At 72.5% G+C, this 19704-nt stretch carries 22 protein-coding genes; 7 read left to right on the forward strand and 15 right to left on the reverse strand.

Annotated elements, in window-relative coordinates; genetic code table 11:
* Nucleotides 1-92 precede the first annotated feature (92 nt).
* From ABT158_RS20595 to ABT158_RS20630, 8 genes are all read right to left on the reverse strand, one after another.
* Nucleotides 93-395 carry a DUF1416 domain-containing protein gene (locus ABT158_RS20595; RefSeq protein WP_352319769.1) on the reverse strand — a complete coding sequence of 101 codons (303 nt, stop codon included), beginning with the start codon at nucleotides 393-395 and terminating at the stop codon, nucleotides 93-95.
* Entirely contained in the window at nucleotides 395-1234 is an 840-nt protein-coding gene (locus ABT158_RS20600) for a sulfurtransferase (RefSeq protein ID WP_352319771.1), read from the reverse strand. Before ABT158_RS20600 ends, ABT158_RS20595 begins: the two co-directional genes overlap by 1 nt.
* On the reverse strand, nucleotides 1231-1644 hold the full coding sequence (locus ABT158_RS20605; RefSeq protein WP_352355523.1) for a DUF4395 domain-containing protein: 414 nt from the start codon (nucleotides 1642-1644) through the stop codon (nucleotides 1231-1233). Before ABT158_RS20605 ends, ABT158_RS20600 begins: the two co-directional genes overlap by 4 nt.
* A gap of 174 nt (nucleotides 1645-1818) precedes the next feature.
* Entirely contained in the window at nucleotides 1819-2277 is a 459-nt protein-coding gene (locus ABT158_RS20610; RefSeq protein ID WP_387679414.1) for a thioredoxin family protein, read from the reverse strand.
* A 28-nt stretch (nucleotides 2278-2305) separates the two neighbouring features.
* Nucleotides 2306-3121, reverse strand: coding sequence for an anti-sigma factor family protein (locus ABT158_RS20615; protein ID WP_352355525.1), 816 nt, complete (start codon nucleotides 3119-3121; stop codon nucleotides 2306-2308).
* Nucleotides 3121-3633 (reverse strand): sigma-70 family RNA polymerase sigma factor, encoded by a 513-nt coding sequence (locus tag ABT158_RS20620; protein ID WP_125643242.1) that lies wholly within the window; start codon nucleotides 3631-3633, stop codon nucleotides 3121-3123. The genes ABT158_RS20615 and ABT158_RS20620 overlap by 1 nt, the downstream gene beginning before the upstream one ends.
* Before the next feature lie 37 nt (nucleotides 3634-3670).
* Entirely contained in the window at nucleotides 3671-4336 is a 666-nt protein-coding gene (locus ABT158_RS20625; RefSeq protein WP_352355527.1) for an LmeA family phospholipid-binding protein, read from the reverse strand.
* 73 nt (nucleotides 4337-4409) lie between these two features.
* Nucleotides 4410-4661 (reverse strand): MoaD/ThiS family protein, encoded by a 252-nt coding sequence (locus ABT158_RS20630; RefSeq protein ID WP_352355529.1) that lies wholly within the window; start codon nucleotides 4659-4661, stop codon nucleotides 4410-4412.
* 176 nt (nucleotides 4662-4837) lie between these two features.
* Here ABT158_RS20630 and ABT158_RS20635 point away from each other — a divergent pair, with 176 nt between their 5' ends.
* The 3 genes from ABT158_RS20635 to ABT158_RS20645 all read left to right on the forward strand — a co-directional run bounded on the left by ABT158_RS20635 (nucleotide 4838) and on the right by ABT158_RS20645 (nucleotide 9551).
* A complete protein-coding gene (locus ABT158_RS20635) occupies nucleotides 4838-5530 on the forward strand; it encodes a winged helix-turn-helix transcriptional regulator (protein WP_352355530.1) in 693 nt (230 codons plus the stop codon).
* 38 nt (nucleotides 5531-5568) lie between these two features.
* Nucleotides 5569-9081, forward strand: a complete 3513-nt coding sequence (locus ABT158_RS20640) for a tetratricopeptide repeat protein (protein WP_352355532.1) — start codon at nucleotides 5569-5571, stop codon at nucleotides 9079-9081.
* 101 nt (nucleotides 9082-9182) lie between these two features.
* Complete coding sequence (locus ABT158_RS20645; protein ID WP_352355533.1) at nucleotides 9183-9551, forward strand: hypothetical protein; 369 nt, start codon at nucleotides 9183-9185, stop codon at nucleotides 9549-9551.
* Nucleotides 9552-9611: 60 nt separating this feature from the next.
* Here ABT158_RS20645 and ABT158_RS20650 read toward each other — a convergent pair whose 3' ends face one another.
* The gene (locus ABT158_RS20650) at nucleotides 9612-10802 is read right to left on the reverse strand and encodes an FUSC family protein (protein WP_352355535.1); all 1191 of its coding nucleotides are present in this window, start codon (nucleotides 10800-10802) and stop codon (nucleotides 9612-9614) included.
* A gap of 103 nt (nucleotides 10803-10905) precedes the next feature.
* Here ABT158_RS20650 and ABT158_RS20655 point away from each other — a divergent pair, with 103 nt between their 5' ends.
* Nucleotides 10906-11502, forward strand: a complete 597-nt coding sequence (locus tag ABT158_RS20655) for a dienelactone hydrolase family protein (protein WP_352355537.1) — start codon at nucleotides 10906-10908, stop codon at nucleotides 11500-11502.
* A 64-nt stretch (nucleotides 11503-11566) separates the two neighbouring features.
* On the opposite strand, the gene ABT158_RS20660 is transcribed toward ABT158_RS20655, so the two are convergent.
* From ABT158_RS20660 to ABT158_RS20675, 4 genes are all read right to left on the reverse strand, one after another.
* On the reverse strand, nucleotides 11567-12415 hold the full coding sequence (locus ABT158_RS20660) for a PHP domain-containing protein (protein ID WP_352355539.1): 849 nt from the start codon (nucleotides 12413-12415) through the stop codon (nucleotides 11567-11569).
* A 17-nt stretch (nucleotides 12416-12432) separates the two neighbouring features.
* A complete protein-coding gene (locus ABT158_RS20665; protein WP_352355541.1) occupies nucleotides 12433-13137 on the reverse strand; it encodes a zf-HC2 domain-containing protein in 705 nt (234 codons plus the stop codon).
* Nucleotides 13134-13658, reverse strand: coding sequence for a sigma-70 family RNA polymerase sigma factor (locus ABT158_RS20670; RefSeq protein ID WP_357706187.1), 525 nt, complete (start codon nucleotides 13656-13658; stop codon nucleotides 13134-13136). The genes ABT158_RS20665 and ABT158_RS20670 overlap by 4 nt, the downstream gene beginning before the upstream one ends.
* A 144-nt stretch (nucleotides 13659-13802) precedes the next feature.
* Entirely contained in the window at nucleotides 13803-14408 is a 606-nt protein-coding gene (locus tag ABT158_RS20675) for a hypothetical protein (protein ID WP_352355543.1), read from the reverse strand.
* Nucleotides 14409-14608: 200 nt separating this feature from the next.
* Between ABT158_RS20675 and ABT158_RS20680 the strand changes: the two genes are divergently transcribed.
* Together ABT158_RS20680 and ABT158_RS20685 are read left to right on the forward strand one after the other, a co-directional pair.
* On the forward strand, nucleotides 14609-14911 hold the full coding sequence (locus ABT158_RS20680) for a MarR family winged helix-turn-helix transcriptional regulator (protein WP_352355545.1): 303 nt from the start codon (nucleotides 14609-14611) through the stop codon (nucleotides 14909-14911).
* Nucleotides 14912-15021: 110 nt separating this feature from the next.
* Complete coding sequence (locus ABT158_RS20685) at nucleotides 15022-16608, forward strand: amidohydrolase family protein (RefSeq protein ID WP_352355547.1); 1587 nt, start codon at nucleotides 15022-15024, stop codon at nucleotides 16606-16608.
* Nucleotides 16609-16626: 18 nt separating this feature from the next.
* On the opposite strand, the gene ABT158_RS20690 is transcribed toward ABT158_RS20685, so the two are convergent.
* The gene (locus ABT158_RS20690) at nucleotides 16627-17832 is read right to left on the reverse strand and encodes an MFS transporter (RefSeq protein ID WP_352355549.1); all 1206 of its coding nucleotides are present in this window, start codon (nucleotides 17830-17832) and stop codon (nucleotides 16627-16629) included.
* A 79-nt stretch (nucleotides 17833-17911) separates the two neighbouring features.
* Between ABT158_RS20690 and ABT158_RS20695 the strand changes: the two genes are divergently transcribed.
* Complete coding sequence (locus tag ABT158_RS20695; RefSeq protein WP_352355551.1) at nucleotides 17912-18826, forward strand: LysR family transcriptional regulator; 915 nt, start codon at nucleotides 17912-17914, stop codon at nucleotides 18824-18826.
* Here ABT158_RS20695 and ABT158_RS20700 read toward each other — a convergent pair.
* Nucleotides 18792-19682, reverse strand: coding sequence for an SMP-30/gluconolactonase/LRE family protein (locus ABT158_RS20700; RefSeq protein WP_352355553.1), 891 nt, complete (start codon nucleotides 19680-19682; stop codon nucleotides 18792-18794). The genes ABT158_RS20695 and ABT158_RS20700 overlap by 35 nt on opposite strands.
* Nucleotides 19683-19704: the final 22 nt, after the last annotated feature.

Raw genomic sequence — 19704 nt, forward strand, 5'->3', positions numbered from 1 at the left:
ACCGCCGCGCCGGGTTTCGTTGCGCTCGCCGGGAACGGGAACGGGGCCCGTGTCCGGTGTGGACACGGGCCCCGTCTCGGCGCTGTCTGGGCTCAGACGGCGACCGCGAGCTGGGAGACCTCACCCAGCCGGGCCTCCACCTGAACGTCGCGGGTGACGCCGCCGCCCGCGATGATGCGGACGGTCCAGTCGCCGGGCGCGGCGAAGAAGCGGAAGACGCCGTCGTCGGAGACGACGACCTCACCGGTGAACTCGCCGGAGTGGTCGAGCAGCCGCGCGTAGGCGGTGGTGGCGCCCGTCACCACGCCCTGGATGACGGCCTGGTTGGACAGATCGATCCCGGCCGGCAGCGCGATGGTCTGCTCCGGCGCTCCGCAACCCTGTGCAGCGGTCATCAGCGGGCCTCCCCCAGCTCGATCGGCACGCCCACGAGCGAGCCGTATTCCGTCCACGAACCGTCGTAGTTCTTCACGTTGCCCTGGTCGAGGAGCTCGTGCAGCACGAACCAGGTGTGCGCCGAGCGCTCGCCGATGCGGCAGTAGGCGATGGTGTCCTTGCCGAAGTCGACGCCGGCCTCGCCGTAGAGGGCGCGCAGCGCGTCGTCGGACTTGAAGGTGCCGTCGTCGTTCGCGGCCTTGGACCACGGGATGTTGCGGGCGGTGGGCACGTGACCGCCGCGCTGCGCCTGCTCCTGCGGGAGGTGCGCCGGGGCGAGCAGCTTGCCGGTGAACTCGTCGGGCGAGCGCACGTCGACCAGGTTGAGCTTGCCGATCGCGGCGACCACGTCGTCGCGGAAGGCGCGGATCGCGGTGTCCTGCTCCTGGGCGACGTACTGGGTCTTGGCGCGCTCGGGCACGTCGCGGACCAGCTCGCGGGAGTCGAGCTCCCACTTCTTGCGCCCGCCGTCGAGCAGCTTGACGTCCTGGTGGCCGTAGAGCTTGAAGTACCAGTACGCGTAGGCCGCGAACCAGTTGTTGTTGCCGCCGTAGAGCACGACGGTGTCATCGTTGGAAATGCCGCGGTCCGACAGCAGGGCCTCGAAACCGGTCTTGTCCACGAAGTCGCGGCGGACCGGGTCCTGCAGGTCCTGCCGCCAGTCGACCTTCACGGCGCCACGGATGTGGCCCTTGTCATAGGCGCTGACGTCTTCGTCGACCTCGACGAGTACGACGTTGGGCGTGTCGAGGTTGGCCTCGACCCAGTCGGCGTCCACCAGGGCGGCGGAGCGGCTCATTGGGAAACCTCCATTTTGGCGGCGGGCAGTAGACGGCGGGTGAGCAGGTACGTTTCGCAGCCGAGGCAGAATCCGAAGGCTGCGTTGAGGAAGGCGGCGAGGAGAGCCGCGGCCGTGGCCCCGAGGGCCAGCGGTGTGATCCCGGCGGCGAACCCGGCCAGCCCCGCGACCGCGAAGAGCAGCCCCACCCCCTGCGCGAACCGCGGCGGGCGGGCGTCTTCGGTCTCCTTCGGCGCGCTCCTGACGAGCGCCTTGAAGAGCATCGTGTACGGCGAGCGGCGTGCGACTCCCAGCGCGAAGACCACCGCCTGGACGGCGAGCAGCCACGCGCTGCCCGTCACGAGGACGAGAGCGAGGACCAAGGTGGTGACGGCCGCGCCGAAGCGCAGCGCTCTGGGATCAGCACGCATCGCAGGATGCTCCTGAAGGGGTCGATTGGGGCGGACCAGATGTCCGCGGTGACCGTCCTCAGGCAGCGCGACAGAGCGCGGTGGCCACGCGGCAGAAATCAACCGCGCGCCGCTTCGTGAGCAGCTCTGTCGACGGGTTCATAGCGACGACCCTACTCGTCGTCTCGCCATCTGTCACATCTCGTCCGAGTTCTGAGACAGTTCGTGAGACGGCCGTGACTCCCCGGAGGGGATCGCGACCGCCAGCGCGGCCAGCACGTCGGCCTTCCGTGGCTGGCCAGAGGCCTTCTTGACCACGTTGCCTGACGGATCCAGCACAAACACGGTGGGCGTGCGCATGACGTCGAACCGCCGCACCAGGTCGAGCCGGGACTCGGCGTCGATCTCCACGTGCGCCACCCCGGGCACGAGCGCGCTCACGTCGGCCAGCACCCGCCTGGTCGCCCGGCAGGGCTGGCAGAACGCGGTCGAGAACTGCACCAGCGTGGCCCGCTCGCCCATGGCGGCGCCCAGCATGTCCGCGGTCAGCCGTTCCCCGGCCGCCGCGCGCACCCGTCCGTCGCGGCGCAGACGTACCACCCCGATCACCGTGCCGAGCGCCAGCGTCGCCAGCGCGATCCACAGACCCGTCACCTCAGGTGCCAACCACGGGCGGCCGCGATTACTTCCTGGCCGGGCCTGGGACGTCCACCAGGACGCGTCCCCGCCGGTCGACGACCTCGAAGCGGTCGATGCGCCGCATGAGCACCGGCGTCGCCATCTGGAAGACGGTCTCCTCGCGGTAGCTCTCGCGGCTGACGGTCCAGCTCCCGACGACCTCGCGCCGCCCCCTGTCGTCGTAGACGGCCAGGCTGCAGGCGGTGCCGACCGGCACGTTCCGCACGGTCACCAGCAGCTCGGTGCGCCCGTCGCCGGGCAGGGCGTAGACCGTGGCGTAGTAGTCCTCGGCCCGGTTCTCGCCCTTGAACGCCCGGCCGTCGCCGGTGGTGCTCATGGCCGTCGTGGGCATCGAGCTCGGCGTCGGGAGGGCCTTCCTGAGCTGGGCGTCGGGCGCGGCGTCGCTGGCGACGAAGCCCTCGGTCTCCGGCGACTTCGCGGCCGCCGAGGACTGGGGGGCGGCCACGGGCGCGGCCGCGCTCTGCTGCGAGACGTCCTGCCGGGTGACGGTCCAGACCGTGCCGCCGACGGCGATCACCGCGACGGAGGCGGCCACGGCCAGCAGGAGCCGGCCGCGCCGGTGGCGCCGGGCGCGCGCGTTGAGCAGCCGGTCGAGCACCTGGCGCGGCGGGCTGGCCACCAGCTCGACGTCGTGCTCGGACACCTTGCCGAGGAAGGCCGCGACGCCTTCGAGTTCGAGCAGCTCGGCGCCGCAGGTCTCGCAGGTGGCCAGGTGGTTGTCGATCTCCAGCGCCTCGTCGGGTTCGAGCGCGCCCAAGGCGTGCGCGCCCATGGCGATGCGCACTTCTTCGCAGGTCATCACGGCGCCAGCCCCCGCTCTTCGAGCGCCAGCTTGAGCGCGCGCAGCGCGTAGTAGGTGCGCGACTTGACCGTGCCCGGCGGTATGCCCAGCGTCGCCGACGCCTCCTTCACCGATCGTCCCCGGTAGTAGACCTCCAGCAGCACCTCGCGGTGCTCGGGCCGCAGCGCGGCCAGCGCCTCGGCCACGGCCCACGACTCGACCGCCCGTTCCAGCTCGTCGTCGGCCGGCAGGACCGCGAGGGCCTCGTCGCCGGTCTCCTGCGGCCTGGCCTTCTTGGCGCGGTGCTGGTCGACCACGAGGTTACGCGCCACCGTGAACAGCCAGGCCCGGATGGGACGGCCGGAGAGCGCGTCGGGGTGCCGCCAGGCCCGCAGCAGCGTCTCCTGCACCACGTCCTCCGCACGTCCGGAATCACCGGTGAGCCGCAGCACGTACCCGTAGAGTGGCCCGGCGTGCTCGTCGAAGAGGGTGCGTACGAGCTCCTCGTCCGCGGTGCCTGCTGCGCTCACGCCCTCATCACGTACGGGGGGCCGCAGCGGTTCAGTCTCATCCACGGATCGGCACGTCAGACGCTTCGGCCGAGAACTCCAATCCGTCGGCCACGCTCTTGACCCCGGTGATCTTCACGTCGAAGGGCAGGCCGCCCTTGAACGGGATCGTGTAGGTGACGAAGTGGGCGAGCTGGTCGGGCACGCCCTGGATCTTCTCCGCCTGGAGCCTGATGGCGCCGTCGGCCACGTCGACCCGCATCTCCGCGGTGAACTGCACCTTCTGCACCCCCACCGTCACCTCTCCCGACGCCACGAGCCGCCGCCCGTTGCCGCTGATCTTGATACCCCGGGGCGCGTACTTGTCGATCGTGGCCCGGGTGAGCACGCCGCTCACGGTGACCCGCCCGGCCCGGACGTCGGCACGGTTCTGCAGCACGTCGGACAGCGGGGCGGTCACGTCGTAGGCGACGCCGCGCAGGTTCTTCACCGGCACGCCTCCGTAGGTGAGGGTGCCGAGATCGAACCGTACCTCGGGATAGTGCCCCGAGACGGCCTGAGTGAGAAACGGGATGCCCTCGATCGTCACCTCGGGGGTGCCGCTGAGATCGGTGGCGGCGGCGATCCGGTTGGACAGGTCACGCTCCACCCCGGCCACCGCGACGCGGTCGACGACGACGAAGAGGACGACCAGGACGATCAGAAAGATGATCAGCTTGCGCATGGGGGCTCCCTGTCGTCGGCGGGGGTGTCGAGCCTATCGATCCGGCGGTCTCCTTCCCCGCCGGAGCCGTCGATCACCCGCCGGCGAAGGGCGGCAGCACCTCCACCGTGACGCCCTCGCCGAGCACCACCGTGTCGTGGGCGCGCCGGCCCACGGGTTCGCCGTCCACGAGGAACGACGAGCGGCCGACCACCCGGGCGAGCTCGGCCCTGTTCTGTGTGATTTTGGTCATCAGTTCGTCAAGAGTCGCCGCTTCGAACGACTCTTCCGCGACTCCGGCGGCCTCCTTGGCCGCCGCCCAATAACGTACTTTTCCTGTGGCCACGCGTTGCCTCACAATCGCCTTCGCTCTATTGTGCGACGCCCTTAACACGCTTGTTTCAAAGGGCCCGCTGTTCATCTGGTGGACGCGCAATGGACGCGACTAAGCCGTGGGATATCCTCGCGTACAGGACCTGGGCGACGTCGCCTCCGGGTCCTTGTGTGTTAGAGGAGGCCGTGATGAGCAACCTGCTGCTGCTGACCAACGCCCTCGAGCCGTCCTCCGAGGTGCTGCCGGCGCTGGGGTTGCTGCTCCACTCCGTGCGGGTCTCGCCGGCCGAGGCGTCCGCGCTCATCGACACGCCGCCCGCCGACGCCGTCGTCGTCGACGCGCGCAAGGAGCTCGTGCAGGCCAAGAGCCTGTGCCGGTTGATCCGCACCACGGGCATCGACTGCCCGCTGCTGGTGGTGGTGACCGAGGGCGGCCTGGCCGCGATGACCGCCGAGTGGGGGGTCGACGACGTGCTGCTGGAGACCGCCGGGCCCGCCGAGGTGGAGGCGCGGCTGCGCATGGCGACCGGGCGCAGGTCGCAGGCCGCCGCCGAGGACGTCCCCGACGAGATCCGCAGCGGCGACCTGTCGATCGACGAGGCCACCTACACCGCGCGGCTGCGCGGGAGCGTGCTCGACCTGACGTTCAAGGAGTTCGAGCTGCTGAAGTACCTGGCCCAGCACCCCGGCCGGGTCTTCACCCGCGCCCAGCTCCTGCAGGAGGTCTGGGGCTACGACTACTTCGGCGGCACCAGGACGGTCGACGTGCACGTCCGGCGGCTGCGCGCCAAGCTCGGCACCGAGAACGAGTCGCTGATCGGGACCGTCCGCAACGTCGGCTACCGGTTCGTGCCCGACCGGAGCGATTCGGCGCACGTGTGATCCGTTGACCCGTGTTCGCCTGATGTGACACTTTGGCGTTGGGACTGTTTCCAACCTGTCATGTCGAGGACACCGCCGTCCCCAAGATTGGTGGTGGTGGCGGCGTGGGTCTGTTCAGGTCACTCGTGGACGAGGGCGCGAGCCCCCGCCTCTTCCGCCGCGGCGAGCTGATCTGCTCGCCGGTCCGGCCGGTCAACCGCGTCCACCTGATCGACCACGGGTACGCCCGCGAGCACGTCCCCGGCGGCGACCGGGAGGTCGTGCACGACCTGCGCGGCCCCGGCGACCTGGTGGGCGAGCTGGCCTTCTGGAGCCCCGGCGAGCGCGTCAAGGTGGACGCCCTGACCGAGGTCCGGGCCTGGCCCATCGACCTGCGGCGGTTACGCGAGCACGCCTCGGCGGGCCCGGCCGTGGCGACCGCGCTCGTCCAGGAGCTGTTCGCCAGGAACCTGGCGGCCCGCAGGCACGAGGCGCTGGCCCGAGCCCCGGTCGCCGCCCGGCTGGCCGTGTGGCTGCTGCACCTGGACGAGCGGTACGAGCTGGCCTCCCCCGCCGCGCCGCCGCTGTCCATGGAGACGCTGGCCGACCTCGTGGGCAGCGCGCCCGACGTCGTGCAGCGGCAGCTCACGCAGTGGGTCAGGCGCGGCTGGCTGGTGCGGCCGGGGTACCGGAGGCTGCGGATCGCCGACCCGGCGGCGCTGCGCGAGGCCGCGGGTGCCTGGGAGCACCTGTCCGAGCCGTGGCGCGGCCGGGTGACGCCGTTCCTCACCCGGCCGGGCGCGCAGGCCGGGCCGCTGCCGGTCGGCGAGCTGCCGAAGCCGCGCCAGCTGCCCGCCGACGTGTCCGACTTCACCGGCCGCCAGCAGAGCCTCGACCTGCTCACGGCCTGGCTGGACCGGCCGCGGCGGACGAACACCATGGTCGTGCAGGGCCTGACCGGCGTGGGCAAGACCGCGCTGGTGACGCACTGGGGCCACCTGCACGCCGACCGGTTCCCCGACGGCCAGATCATGATCGACCTGCGCGGCCACTCGCCGACCCAGCCGCCGATGAGCTCGGCCGAGGCGCTCGGGCAGATCCTGCGCTCGCTCGGCGTCGGCGAGCACATGCCGGCCTCCGACGAGGCCGAGCTGATGCTGCTCTACCGCAGCAGGATCGCCGGGCGCAGGCTGCTGCTCGTCCTGGACAACGCGGCCGACCCGGCCCAGGTGCGGGCGCTGCTGCCGGGCGGCAAGGACTGCGTGGTGCTGGTGACCAGCAGGACGCGGATGGCGCCGCTGCGCGCCACCGGGCACGCCGACCTCATGGACCTGTCGGTGCTCGACCCGGGCAACGCGGTGGCGCTGCTGGTGTCGGTGCTCGGCGAGGGCTCGCCGCGGGCCGCCGACCGGGACGCGCTGGCCGAGCTGGCCCGGGTGTGCTCGTACCATCCGTACGCGTTGCGGATCTCGGCGGCCAAGCTGGCCGAGGACCCGGGGCTGAGCGTGCGGGCGCGGGCGGCCGAGCTGCGTACGCCGGACCGGCCGCTGGCCGGGGACCCGGAGGAGGCGTTCAGGTCGGCGCTGGACCTGGCGTACGAGTCGCTGAGCCCCGCGCAGCGGCGGGCCTTCCGGCACGTCGGGCTGCTTCCCGGGCGGGACTTCGCGCCGGAGGTGCTGGCGGCGGCGCTGGGCGTGCCGGTGGGCGAGGCGGTCGCGGCGGTGGAGGGGCTGCACCGGGCGTACCTGGTCGAGCCGCTGCCCGGGTCGCGGTACCGGGTGCACGACCTGGTCAAGTGGCAGGCCAGGGAGCTGGGCCGGCACGCCGAGGCGGGGGTGCGCGAGGCCAGGGTGCGGCTGCTCGACCACTACCTGGCGGTCGCGACCGGTCCGGACACGCCGCGCGAGTGGTTCGAGGCCGAGCGGCGGTCGCTGGTCTCGGCGGTGCGGCTGGCCGAGGAGAGCGCGGCGTACGGGATGGCCTGGCAGCTCGCCGAGGCGGTGTTCGAGCCGTTCAGAAGGCTGCGGTACTACGAGAACAACCTGGAGGTGCAGCAGGCCGGGCTGACCTCGGCCCTCCAGGTGGGCAACCGGCGGGCCGTCGCGCTCATGCGCAGCCACCTCGGCTCGATCCACCGCGACATCGGGCCGTCCACGCTGGCGGCCAGGTTCATCGGCGAGGCGCTGGCCGACTTCACCTCGCTGGGCGACCGCGCGGGGCTGGCCCGCGCGCTCAACGACCTGGCCGAGGTGCACGGCATCGCGGGCAACAGGGACGAGGCGCTGCGCCGCGCGGGTGAGGCGCTGGAGGTGCACCGGGAGATCGGAGACCTGCCCGGCGTGGCGAAGTGCCTGCACACGCTCGCCCGGCTGCACCTGTCGCAGGAGCGCAACGATCTGGCGCTCCGGTACGCCGGCCAGGCGCGGCGCGTACGGGAGGAGCTGGGCGACCGCAGGGGCGCCGCGCAGAGCCTGATCATCTCGGCCCGGGTGCGGCGGAGCCTGGGCGAGCCCGACGCGGCGCTGTCGGAGGGCCTGGAGGCGTTGTCGATCTGCCACGAGCTGGGCGACGAGCACGCCGAGGCCGAGACGCTGCTCTGCCTGGCCGAGATCTACGACCAGCTCGGGCTGCAGCAGGACGCCCGCCGCGACGCCGAACGCGCCCTGGCCGGGTACACGGCCACCGGCGACCAGCACGGCTGCGGGCGGGCGCTGTGCGCGCTGGGCCGCATCGCGCGCAACGGCTCGCGCTACGACGAGGCGCTGGCCTGCTACGAGCAGGCGCTCGCGGTGCAGGTCGAGCTCCACCACGAGCAGGGCAAGGCCGAGACGCTCGGCGACATCGGGCTGGTGCACTGGCGGCTGTCGGACTACCTGCGCGCCGACGACTACCTCAACCAGGCGCTCGTCATCAGCCGGGTGATCCGCGACGAGCCCGTCGAGGCCCGCATGCTCAACCGGCTGGCCCGGGTGCGCCGCCGCCAGGGCCTGCCCCAGGTGGCCTTCGTGTACGCGCTGGAGGCGCTGGACCTGGTCCAGGGACTGGGCAACCGGCGGGCCGAGGCCGACGTGCAGGAGACGCTGACCTACACGTACCTGTCGCTCGGGCGGCACGAGCCGGCGGTACGGGCGGCGCGGGCGTCGCTGGCGATCCGGGAGGAGACGGGCGACAGCAGGGCCAGTGCGCTGCTGTCGATCGCGCACGCGCTCCACGCGGCGGGCGAGCCCGCGGCGGCCCTGGAGTACGCCATGGAGACCCTCGAACTGCAGCACGTGACCGGCACCAGGGACCGGTGGGGGGCGGCGCTCACGACGCTGGCCATGGTGCTGCTCGACCTGGACCGGGCCGAGGAGGCGCTGGTCCACGCCAAGCAGGCCAGGGACGTGCACCTGGAGTGCGGGACGCGGCGGGACCTGGGATGCGCGCTGAGGGCGCTCGGCCTGATCACCGCCAGGCTCGGGGACCGCGAGGCGGCGGTGGCCCATCTGGCCGAGGCGGTGCGCACGCTGGACGAGGTGGGGGACGTCTTCGAGGGCCGGCGAGCGGCGCAGGAGCTGCGGGAGCTCTCCTGAAAGACCGCTAAAAGTCGGGAAATCTCGGAAGTGAGGTCGCAGATCTTCTCCGCGCCTTCTCGTTAGCTGGTGCCACCAGCGACGACACGGAGGTGATCCGGATGCTCAAGCACCATATGCGTCGAGACCTGCAGTCACTCAAGCGACAGGCGCGCAGGGACCGGCGGGTCACGCTCGGCCTGCTGGCCGGGGTGCTGGCGGCCTGGACCCGGCAGCTCTCGCCGGGTGACCCGCCGGCGGGGCCGGGGGTGCTGCTCGCCCTGTCCGTCGGGCTGCTCACCGCATCGGGGGCGGCCTGGCTGATGGCGGCCTACTTCGCGGTACGGGCGGTCAGGCCGCGCTCCGAACCGGTGGAGGTGCTGGTCTGGGTGGCGCGGGTGAGCAGGAGCAAGGAGTGGGCGTTCTGCTCGCTGGCCGCGTACGTGGCCTGGCACCTGCTCCAGTTCGTCTCCGCGCTGCTCCTGGCCTGAACGGGGGCGCGTAACCGGCTTCGAGATCGCCGGGCAGCCGGATGAGGGCCGGTGTGGGGGTCAGGGGAAGGCGGAGCGGTGGGGGCCGGTGTCGGGGTCGAACTCGTGGCGGATCCTGGCGCAGTCGTCGAGCAGGGCGCCGTACAAAGGCCACAAAGGGCCTTTGGGCGGGGAGCCGGCCAGCTCGGCGGCCAGGTGGCGCTGCTGGTGCTCGCCCTCGCGCAGGGCCGCGCACAGGTTCGCCATGTCCCTGGACGCGGCCTTGCCCACCTGGATCAGGCCGAAGTCGCGGAAGATGCGCGACAGCGCGCGCAGCTCGCCGGCCAGGGGCTCGGGCAGGTCGGCGGCCTTCTCGCCGGGCAGGCCGCGGGCGCCGGCGACCAGGTCCACCAGCCCGCGCGCGATGCTCCTGAGCTGGTGCCCGGCGTGGTCGAGGCAGGTCGCGGCCTCGGCCGACTGGCGCAGCCGCCGGTCGTAGCGGCGGCGCCGGCGGAAGGTCAGGCGCAGGGACTCGGCCGCCTGGTCGGCGGTGTCCTTGGTCTCCTCCAGGCGCTGGGACAGCTCGCGGGAGCGGTCGAGCCAGTCGCGGGCCATGTCCTCGGTCCAGTGGCCGCTCAGCCCGTCGGCCATGTCCTGGGCCAGGTCGGCCAGCTCGGCCGACATGTCGCACAACTCCCTGGCGGCGTGCTCGACGAAGCGCGGCGGCAGGATGAGCAGGTTCGCCGCGATGCCGATGGCCGCGCCGAGCAGGACATCGGCCAAGCGCGCGAAGCCGTACGTGCGGCCGAGCGAGAGCACCAGCAGGGCGGTGATCGGGATCTGCACGTTCTGGGCCGGCAGGTTGAGCAGCCGGGTCAGCACGAGCCCGGCCGCCACCAGCACGCCCAGCGTCAGCGCGTTGACGCCCATCAGCCAGATCAGCCCCGTCGCCGCCGCCACCCCGACCACGACCGCCCCGACCTGCTGGAACCCGCGGACGACCGTGCTGTAGGCGGTCGCCGAGACCGTGAGCAGCACCCCGATCGGCACCAGCACGGGCAGCGGCACCTTCAGCGCGAACGTGGCGAGCCACCACCCGAACACGCAGGCCAGCGTCACCTTGACCGTCTGGGCGAACGCCTCCCGCTCGGCCCCCAGCCACTGCCGGAACCCCTGGGCGCGCAGGCGCGCGAGCCCGGCCGCCGCGCCCGAGAAGATCCGCCCGAGCGGCGCGCCGGCGCTCTGCTGCTTGCGCCCCGGCTCCTTGTCCATACTCCCAGGTCAATGCCCATTCGAGCGGTGGATAGAGGTCGCCGTCCCTGGGTAGCGGCAAGGTTGTGGCGCAGCGGGGCAGCGCGCCCGTCGGAGGTGAAGCATGACCGGCGACCTGGTCGTCCCTGACGCCGCCCGGGGGGTGGTGGTGTTCGCGCACGGCAGCGGCAGCGGCCGGCTCAGCCCGCGCAACCGGTACGTGGCCGAGGTGCTGAACAAGGCCGGCCTGGGGACGCTGCTGTTCGACCTGCTCACTCCGGAGGAGGAGGCCGACCGGGCCAACGTGTTCGACATCGGACTGCTGGCCGGACGGCTGCTGGAGCGTACGGAGGAGCTGCGCGGGAACGAGGAGGCGGCGGGGCTGCCGATCGGCTACTTCGGCGCGAGCACGGGCGCGGCGGCGGCGCTGTGGGCGGCGGCCGAGCCGGACAACCGGATCGCGGCGATCGTCTCCCGCGGCGGGCGGCCCGACCTGGCGGGGAAGCGGCTGGCCGCGGTGCGCGCGCCCACTCTGCTCATCGTCGGCGGCCGGGATCCGATCGTGATCGACCTGAACGAGGAGGCGCAGCGGCACCTGAGCGCCGAGCACCGCCTGACCGTCGTGCCCGGCGCCACCCACCTGTTCGAGGAGCCGGGGGCGCTGGAGAGCGTCGCCGAACACGCCCGCGACTGGTTCACCACGTACTTCAACGTGCCGTGACCGGTGCGGCCTTCAACGGCCCGTGATCGGTGCGGCTTTCAACGGCCCGTGATCGGTGCGGCTTTCAACGCGCCGTGATCGGTGCGGCGCCCTTCGCCTCGGCGAGCAGGCGTGCGTAGACCTCGGGGTCGGTGGTCTCGCAGCCCAGGCGGTGGCCGGTCAGCTCGCCGTGGTCGTCGCTCGACCCGGTCACTTCGAGGCCGAGCCCGGCGGCCAGGCGGCGCAGGTGGGCGCGGGCCTCGTCGTCGTGGTCGAGGTGGTCGGCCTCCAGGCCGAAGAGCCCGGCCGCGGCCAGCTCGGCGATCCACTCGTCGGGCACCGCCTCGCCGCGCCGGGCCGCCTTCGGATGGGCCAGCACGGGCACCCCGCCGGCCGACCGCACCAGGCGCACCGCGCGTACGGGATCGAGGGCGTAGCGGGTGACGTGCGCGCGGCCGCCCGCGCCGATCCACTCGGGCGTGAACGCCTCCTCCGGCGCGGCCACGGCCCCCGCGGCGACCATGGCACGGGCGATGTGCGGCCGTCCGACCGGGCTGTCGCCGGCCACCTCGGCGACCTGCTCCCAGGTGATCGGCACGCCCAGCTCGACCAGCCGCTCGACGGTCAGCCTGCCGCGTTCCTCGCGGGCCCGGCGGATGCGTTCGCACTCGGCCAGCAGCTCGGGGTCGGCGGGGTCGAAGAGGTAGGCGAGCAGGTGGATGCTCTGCCCGGCCCGCCGGCACGACAGCTCCATGCCCGGCACCAGCGTCAGGCCCTCGGGCAGCGCCTCGACGGCCCCGCGGTGCCCGGCGACGGTGTCGTGGTCGGTCAGCGCGAGCACGTCGAGGCCGCGCTCGCGGGCGCGACGCACCACGTCGGCCGGCGGCTGCGTGCCGTCGGAGGCGGTGCTGTGGCTGTGCAGGTCGATGCGCATCGCTCGATGGTAGGCGGTCACACCTGCACGGTCGCGAGGATGCGGCCGTCCAGGGTCTCGATGGTGAAGTGGTTGAGGTCGTCCTGGGTCAGGCTGGTGCCGCCGTGCAGCAGCAGGGGGTCGGGGGCGCCCGGGACGCCGTACCCCTTGTCGGGCACGCCCCAGCTCGCCACGGTCTCCGAGCGGCCGTCGTCGCCGAAGGCCACCAGCCGGCACTTCAGCGGCCCCTTGACCCCCTTGAGCTCCAGCGCCACGTGGGTGCCCCAGCCCTTGTCCTCGACGCCCACCACGCCGGACACGCCGGTCGCGGGGTCGTTGACCGGGTAGGTGCGGCCGGTCATGAGCAGGGCGCGGGCGGGGCTGTGCACGCTGTCGGGGTTGGGGCCCGAGGTCGCCGCGTTGACGGCGAGGAAGACGCCGGTCGCGACGAGGAAGCACGCGGCGGCCGACATGAGCCCCCGGTGGAGGGTGCGGCGGCGGCGCTCCACGGCGGCCCGGCGCACCAGCAGCGACTCGACCGGGGAGTCCAGTTCTGCATCGACTCCGGCGCGCAGGTCGTCGGGGTCGACGTCGCGCATCAGCTCCCCCATGGCCGCGAACGCGCCGACCTCACCGGCGCAGCTCGGGCAGCCGTGCAGGTGGCGTTCGAAGGCGTTGCGCTCGTCGTCGTCCAGCAGGCCCAGCGCGTACGCCGCCACGTCCTCGTGGTGCACTTCGTTCACGGGAGCCCCACCCCCCTTTCCTCCAAGGCGATGCGTAACGCCCGCATCGCGTAGTACACGCGGGACTTCACCGTGCCCACGGGCACGCCGATCGTCTCCGCGGCCTCCTGCAGTGTGCGATCGCGCAGGAAGGTCTCCGTGAGCACCTGGCGGTGCGCCGGCGACAACGAGAGCATGGCGTCGGTCACCACGATCTCGCGCAGCAGGCGGTCGTCCTCGGCGGCCACGGCGTTCGCCCGTTCCGGGACCTCCTCCACGGTGTCGAGGGGACGCGTGCCGGCCCGGCGCCGGTCGTCGATCACGACCCGGCGGGCCACGGTGGCCAGCCAGGGCATCAACGAGCCGTTGTCGGTCCGCAGGTCCCCGAGGTTGCGCCAGGCGCGTACCAGCGTCTCCTGGACGACGTCCTCCGCCCAGCGCCGGTCGCCGCCCGTCAGCCGCACGGCGAAGGCCATCAGCGGGGACCCGTATTCGCGGTACAGGGCCCGCACCATGGCCTCGTCGGTCACACGATGATTCACGCGGCGACTCCTCGCGCTGCGTACATCATGAAATGTCGCCCGGATAACTACTGATATTGAATTATTGCTCTAGCACGGGCGAGGAACAAGATACGGGATTTGCATCAATCACCCCACCTGTTGATTCATCGACGAAAAAGCTGATCATTCCCCCGATGACGCACGCCCGTGCCGACCCGCCGCTCGCGGGCGTACCTCCACATGTGCCTCAGGACGCGCCTCAGGACGCGCCGGCTCGTGCGGACCGGCCCATGCCTCGGCCTCGCGCAGCAGGTCGCGCACCGAGGCGTGCCGGGCGGAGGCCGCGTGCCCGAGCAGGACGCGCACCAGCTCGATCGCCGTCGGCCGGGCGGCCGGGTCCGGCCGGCGGCACCGCTCGACCAGGCCGCGCAGCGGGGCCGGCAACCGGCCGAGATCGTCGCCGTCGCCGGCATGCCCGGCGGCGGCGAAGACGATCACGTCGGCCCACTCGCGCACGTCGGCCGGCGGCAGGTCGCTGCTTCGCGGGCCGGGCGCGAACGACGTCTCGCCGAGCGGCCCGACCAGCACGTTGTGCGGCCCGAGCCGCAACCCCGCGATCCCGGTCAGATGCAGCCTGGCCATGGTGGCGGCCGTGCCCAGCGCGAGCCGGTGCAGCGCCTCCCCCTCGTACGGCCCCGCCGCCGCGACCACGTCGGCCAGCGGCTCGCCCATCCCCAGGTAGTCGCGCGGCCGAAGGGCCAGCCCGCCACCCCATCCCTGACTGTCCATCGCCGTCCTCCGGCTCGGTGCTCGTCGTCAGGGTGTACGCCGTCCCGCGCGGGCCGGGTTCAACGGCTCCCATGCGGAAATCTCATGGGACGGCCGTGCAGAACTCGTAGCTGTGGCCGTTCGGGTGTCCAGGCCCAGCAGCCCGGCGAGGAAGGCCGCCGCCACGTCCTTGTCGGCGGCGGGGACGATCAGGTGGGGCGGTGCGCAGCTCCCCCGGCGAGGCGGACGTCGCCACCGTGGCCCACCAGCTCGGCCTCGACCACTCGGGCGCCAGCCGCATGGTCAAGGACGCCGTCGCCGCCGGCCATCTCGTCCGCGAGACCAGCGAGCACGACCGCCGCAGGGCCGCGCTGCGGGTCACCGGCAGCGGCGAGGCCCTGCTGGCCGCCGCCCGGCAATGGCAGCGGCACGTCTTCGACGACCTGACCGCGTCCTGGGACGAGCCGGACCGGCGGCGGTTCGGCGCCTACCTCGGCCGCCTGGCCGACGACGTGGGCGCCTGACATTTCGGTCGCAAATTTAGATGAGATCAGCTCATGTTCGGTCTTGCCGGGACCCCTCCGGCGGTGGATGCTTGCGGCGACCCCGGTACCGCAGCCTGGGAGGTGGTCCCGTGTTCCACCGTCTCATCCGCCGGGCGGCCGCAGCCGTCCTTCTCCTGACCGGCGCGCTGGTCGCGCCGTCCGTCCCGACCGCCGCCGCGCACGCCGCCGCCGCCGTGAGCGGCTTCGTGGATGGCCACAGCCACCTGTTCTCGTACGAGACGTTCGGCGGCATGCTCATGTGCGGCAAGCCGTTCGACCCCGACGGCATCGAGCACGCGCTGACCGACTGCCCCGACCACTACCCGAACGGCGAGCTGGCCTGGTACGAGAACTTCACCAGGATCGGCAAGCCCACCGGCACCCACGACCCGGTGGGCTGGCCCACCTTCCGCGACTGGCCGGCCAACGACTCGCTGACCCACCAGCAGGCGTACTACACCTGGGTCGAGCGCGCCTGGCGCGGCGGGCTGCGGGTGCTGGTCAACGACCTGGTGGCCAACCGGCAGCTGTGCGCGATCTACCCGCTGAAGAAGTACTCCTGCGACGAGATGACGTCCATCCGCCTGCAGGCCCAGCGGGCCCGCGAGCTCCAGGACCACATCGACGCCGAGTCGGGCGGCCCCGGCCGCGGCTGGTTCCGCCTGGTGAACGACCCCGCCGAGGCCAGGAGCGTGGCCGCGGCCGGCAAGCTGGCCGTCGTCCTCGGGATCGAGACGTCGGAGCCGTTCGGCTGCCGGCAGATCCTCGGCATCCCGCAGTGCACGAAGTCCCAGATCGACCGGGGCCTGGACGAGATGTACGCGCTCGGCGTGCGCAGCATGTTCGTCTGCCACAAGTACGACAACGCGCTGTGCGGCGTGCGCTTCGACTCCGGCACCCAGGGCGCGATCGTCAACGTCGGCAACCTGCTGTCCACCGGCTCGTTCTGGCAGGCCCGCACCTGCACCGGCCCCGAGCACGACAACACCATCGACCCGGCCGGCGTGCTGCCCGACCAGATCGCGCGGCTGCTGCCGCCGGGCGTCTCGCTGCCGCTGTACCCGCCGGCGCCCCACTGCAACACCCGGGGGCTGACCTCGCTCGGCACGTACATGGTCCAGGGGCTGATCCGGCGCGGCATGATGGTGGAGATCGACCACATGAGCGTGAAGGCCGCGGCCCAGACGCTCGGCCTGCTGGAGGCGGCCCGCTACCCCGGCGTGATCTCCTCCCACAGCTGGGCCGACCCGGGCTTCTTCAGCCGGATCTACGCCCTCGGCGGCATGATCACCCAGTACGGCCACAACTCCCCGGACTTCGTCGCCGAGTGGCGGCGCACCGCACCGCTGCGGCAGCAGTACAACGTGCCCGGATACGGCTACGGCCTGGACGTCAACGGCATGGGCCGCCTGCCCGCCCCGCGCGCGGGCAACGCCGCGAACCCGGTGACGTACCCGTTCACGTCCTTCGACGGGAGCGTGCGCCTCGACCGCCAGCGCACCGGGCAGCGGGTCTGGGACGTCAACGTCGACGGCGTGGCCAACTACGGCCTGGTCCCCGACTGGATCGAGGACATGCGGCTGCTCGCCGGTCAGGACATCGTCCGTGACCTGGCGAGCGGCGCGGAATCGTACCTGCGGACCTGGGAGGCGACCGCCGCGCGGCGACTGCCCTGAGGCGGGCGTCCCCTTCGTTCACGCGACCGGCTGGACGGACCGCGAGGTCCGCCGGCCGGTGGCGAGGTTGAGCAGCAGCGAGGCCGCGGTCAGCGCCACGCCGAACCACACGACGCTGGTCACGCCGACGTTGTCGGCGAACAGCCCGCCGAAGAGCGCGCCGAGCGCGATGGAGGTGTTGTACGCCATCGTGTTGAGCGACATGGCAGCCTCGAAGGTCTCCGGCGCGGCGGCGAGCGTCATGTTGATCTGGGCGAGCTGCACCACCCCGAACGACAGCCCCCAGACGACCAGCGCCACGATCGCCCCCGTAGCGCTGCCGCCGAGCGCGAGCAGCAGCAGCATGGCCGTCACGAGCCCCGCGGCGCCGACGACGAAGCTGCCCCGCAGGCTGCGGCTCACGGTGTGCCCGGCGAGGAAGTTGCCGATCGCGCCGGCCACCCCGAACACCATCAGCACCCCGGTCACCAGCAGCGGCGAGGCGCCCGCGTTGGCCTCCAGGAAGGGCCGGACGAAGGTGTAGGCCCCGAAGTGGCCGAGCACGAACAGCACCACCGTGAACAGCACCATGCGCAGCGGCACGTTCCGCAGCGGGAGCCCGAACACCTCGCGGACCGAGACGGCGTTCGCCGACGGCAGCGACGGGATCGTGCCGGCGACCGCCAGGAACACCAGCGCGCTCAGCCCGCTCCAGATGAGGAACGTGGTGCGCCAGTCGGTGAGGCTCTCCAGGAAGGTGCCGAGCGGGATGCCGACCACGGTGGCGACCGAGATGCCGGACATCACGATGGCCGCGGCCCGGTTGGCGTGCCGTTCCTCGACCAGCCGCATCGCCATGCTCACGCCGATGGCCCAGAACACGCCGCTGGCGAAGCCCAGCAGGAGCCGCGTCGACAGGATCACCGTGTAGCTCGGCGCGATGCTGGTCACCAGGTTGCCCACGGCGAGCACCGCCAGCAGGACCGACAGCAGCACCCGCCGGTTGACCCGCCTCGACCACGCCACGATGAACGGCACGCCCAGCCCGGCCGACACGCCCTGCAAGGTCACCATCAACCCGGCCGCGCCCACGGAGATGCCCAGATCCTCGCTGAGCGGGGTCAGCAGCCCCACCGGCATCAACTCGGTCGTGAGGAAGACGAAGAGGCTGGCCGTGATCGCGGCGACCCCCGCCCACGCCCGGAAGGCGGAGCGCGTCGCCTGCGGAGAAAGAGTTTGCGTCATGCGACCAGCCTGCCGACACTCCATCAATGAGTCCAACACATAGTTTTCATCGCGATCGATCGTCTGACACGATTGATTCATGGAGCTCCAACAGCTGCGGTACGTCCTCGCCGTCGCCGAGACCAGCAACTTCACCCGGGCCGCCGAGCGCTGCCGGGTCGTGCAGTCGGCGCTCAGCCACCAGATCGCCGCCCTGGAGCGGGAGCTGGGCGCCCGGCTGTTCGAGCGCACCAGCCGCCGCGTGCGGCTGACCACGGCCGGGGAGGCGTTCCTGCCCGCGGCCCGCGACTGCCTGGCGGCCGCCGACCGGGTGCGGACCGACGTCGCGGCAGCCAGCGGGGAGATCCGCGGGCGGCTCGCCGTCGGCGCGATCCCCACGGTCTCCGCCGTGGACCTGCCGGTCGTGCTGAAGGAGTTCCGCCGCCGGCACCCGCGGGTGCGCATCACGCTGGTCTCCGCCGGCAGCGAAGACCTGATCGAACGCGTCCGGCGGGGCGAGACCGACGTCGCCTTCCTCGGCCTGCCGACCCGCGCGGAGCCGAAGGCCGTCCGGAGCCGCCCGCTGGCCCGGGGCGAGCTGGTCGCCGTCGTCGCGCCGGACCACCCCCTCGCGGGCGGCGAGAGCGACCTGCGCGGCCTCGCCGACGAGCCGTTCATCGACTTCCGCGCCGGGCACGCCGGGCGCATCCAGTCGGACGTGGCGTTCGCGGCGGCCGGCGTCCACCGCGAGGTCGCCTTCGAGGTCACCTCCGCCGACTTCATGGTCGACCTGGTCCGGCACGGCCTCGGCGTGGGCCTGCTCCCCGCCGCCTTCGCCCCCCGCTTCCCGAACCTCGGCCTCGTCCGGCTCCGCGACGCCCCGGCCCGGGTGGAGCACCTGATCTGGGGCGCCCACCCGTCCGCGGCGGCCACGGCGTTCCTCGGGCTGATCGGCCCGCCGTCCGGCGGTGAGGGCGGGGTCAGCCGCGCAGCAGCGGCTGGCCGGGGAGCTTGACCTTGGTCTTCATCAGGCTGGGCGCGCCGTTGCCGCCGATGTTGACGAAGTAGAGCGCCTTGCCGTCGAAGGCCAGGCTGGCCGGGCTGTCCAGCTTGTCGGCCAGCACCTCCACGCCGCCGCCGGTGCGGACGACGCTGAGGGTGTTGCCCGTGTAGCTCGGCACGTAGAGCTGTCCGCGCACGTCGAAGGCCACGCCGTCGGCCCCGGCCAGCTTGGCGTCCTTGACGTACACGGTCGGCACGCCCGCCTTGCCGCCCTTGCCGTACGGGACGCGGACGATCTGCCCTTCGTCCGACACGGCCACGTAGAACGCGCCCGAACGCCAGGCGATGCCGTTCGCCCCGGTGCCGTCCGAGCCGACGAACAGGGACGACTTGGCCCAGACCGCCGCCTTGCCGTCGGTCACGCGGTAGACGACGCTGTTCGTGGTGTCGGTGACGTAGAGCGCGCGGTCGGGGCCGAAGGCCAGGCCGTTGGCGAAGCCGATCGGCAGCGCGGCGTAGAGCTTGGCCTCGCCGTAGGAGGTGATCCGCCAGATGCCGTTGGTGGCGGCCGCACCGGAGTTGAGCGCGGCGTAGACGTTGCCCTGGCGGTCGGTGGCCAGGCCGTTCAGCTTGCCCTCACCGATGGGCAGGGCGGCCAGCAGGCTGTCGGTGCCGGTGCGGTCGACCTTCCTGATCTCGCCCTTGGTCAGCAGGCCGACGTAGATCGTGCCGTCCGGGGCGACGGTGACGCCCTCGGTGAGGTCGCTGTACGGCTGCACGACGATCGGGCGCAGTGCGGCGGCCTGGGCCGGCGTGGCGACCAGCGTCAGCAGCGCGGCGGTGGAGAGGAAGAGGGGGATGCGCTTCATGGCTGTGATCCTGTCGCCGCGA

Source organism: Nonomuraea sp. NPDC001636, assembly GCF_040298265.1.
Taxonomy (GTDB): domain Bacteria; phylum Actinomycetota; class Actinomycetes; order Streptosporangiales; family Streptosporangiaceae; genus Nonomuraea.

Excerpts from the sequence above, each read along its gene's own strand:
- ABT158_RS20595 (WP_352319769.1), bottom strand. The coding sequence starts at position 395 with ATGACCGCTGCACAGGGTTGCGGAGCGCCGGAGCAGACCATCGCGCTG.
- ABT158_RS20600 (WP_352319771.1), bottom strand. The coding sequence starts at position 1,234 with ATGAGCCGCTCCGCCGCCCTGGTGGACGCCGACTGGGTCGAGGCCAAC.
- ABT158_RS20605 (WP_352355523.1), bottom strand. The coding sequence starts at position 1,644 with ATGCGTGCTGATCCCAGAGCGCTGCGCTTCGGCGCGGCCGTCACCACC.
- ABT158_RS20615 (WP_352355525.1), bottom strand. The coding sequence starts at position 3,121 with ATGACCTGCGAAGAAGTGCGCATCGCCATGGGCGCGCACGCCTTGGGC.
- ABT158_RS20625 (WP_352355527.1), bottom strand. The coding sequence starts at position 4,336 with ATGCGCAAGCTGATCATCTTTCTGATCGTCCTGGTCGTCCTCTTCGTC.
- ABT158_RS20635 (WP_352355530.1), top strand. The coding sequence starts at position 4,838 with ATGAGCAACCTGCTGCTGCTGACCAACGCCCTCGAGCCGTCCTCCGAG.
- ABT158_RS20645 (WP_352355533.1), top strand. The coding sequence starts at position 9,183 with ATGCTCAAGCACCATATGCGTCGAGACCTGCAGTCACTCAAGCGACAG.
- ABT158_RS20650 (WP_352355535.1), bottom strand. The coding sequence starts at position 10,802 with ATGGACAAGGAGCCGGGGCGCAAGCAGCAGAGCGCCGGCGCGCCGCTC.
- ABT158_RS20655 (WP_352355537.1), top strand. The coding sequence starts at position 10,906 with ATGACCGGCGACCTGGTCGTCCCTGACGCCGCCCGGGGGGTGGTGGTG.
- ABT158_RS20660 (WP_352355539.1), bottom strand. The coding sequence starts at position 12,415 with ATGCGCATCGACCTGCACAGCCACAGCACCGCCTCCGACGGCACGCAG.
- ABT158_RS20675 (WP_352355543.1), bottom strand. The coding sequence starts at position 14,408 with ATGGACAGTCAGGGATGGGGTGGCGGGCTGGCCCTTCGGCCGCGCGAC.
- ABT158_RS20690 (WP_352355549.1), bottom strand. The coding sequence starts at position 17,832 with ATGACGCAAACTCTTTCTCCGCAGGCGACGCGCTCCGCCTTCCGGGCG.
- ABT158_RS20695 (WP_352355551.1), top strand. The coding sequence starts at position 17,912 with ATGGAGCTCCAACAGCTGCGGTACGTCCTCGCCGTCGCCGAGACCAGC.
- ABT158_RS20700 (WP_352355553.1), bottom strand. The coding sequence starts at position 19,682 with ATGAAGCGCATCCCCCTCTTCCTCTCCACCGCCGCGCTGCTGACGCTG.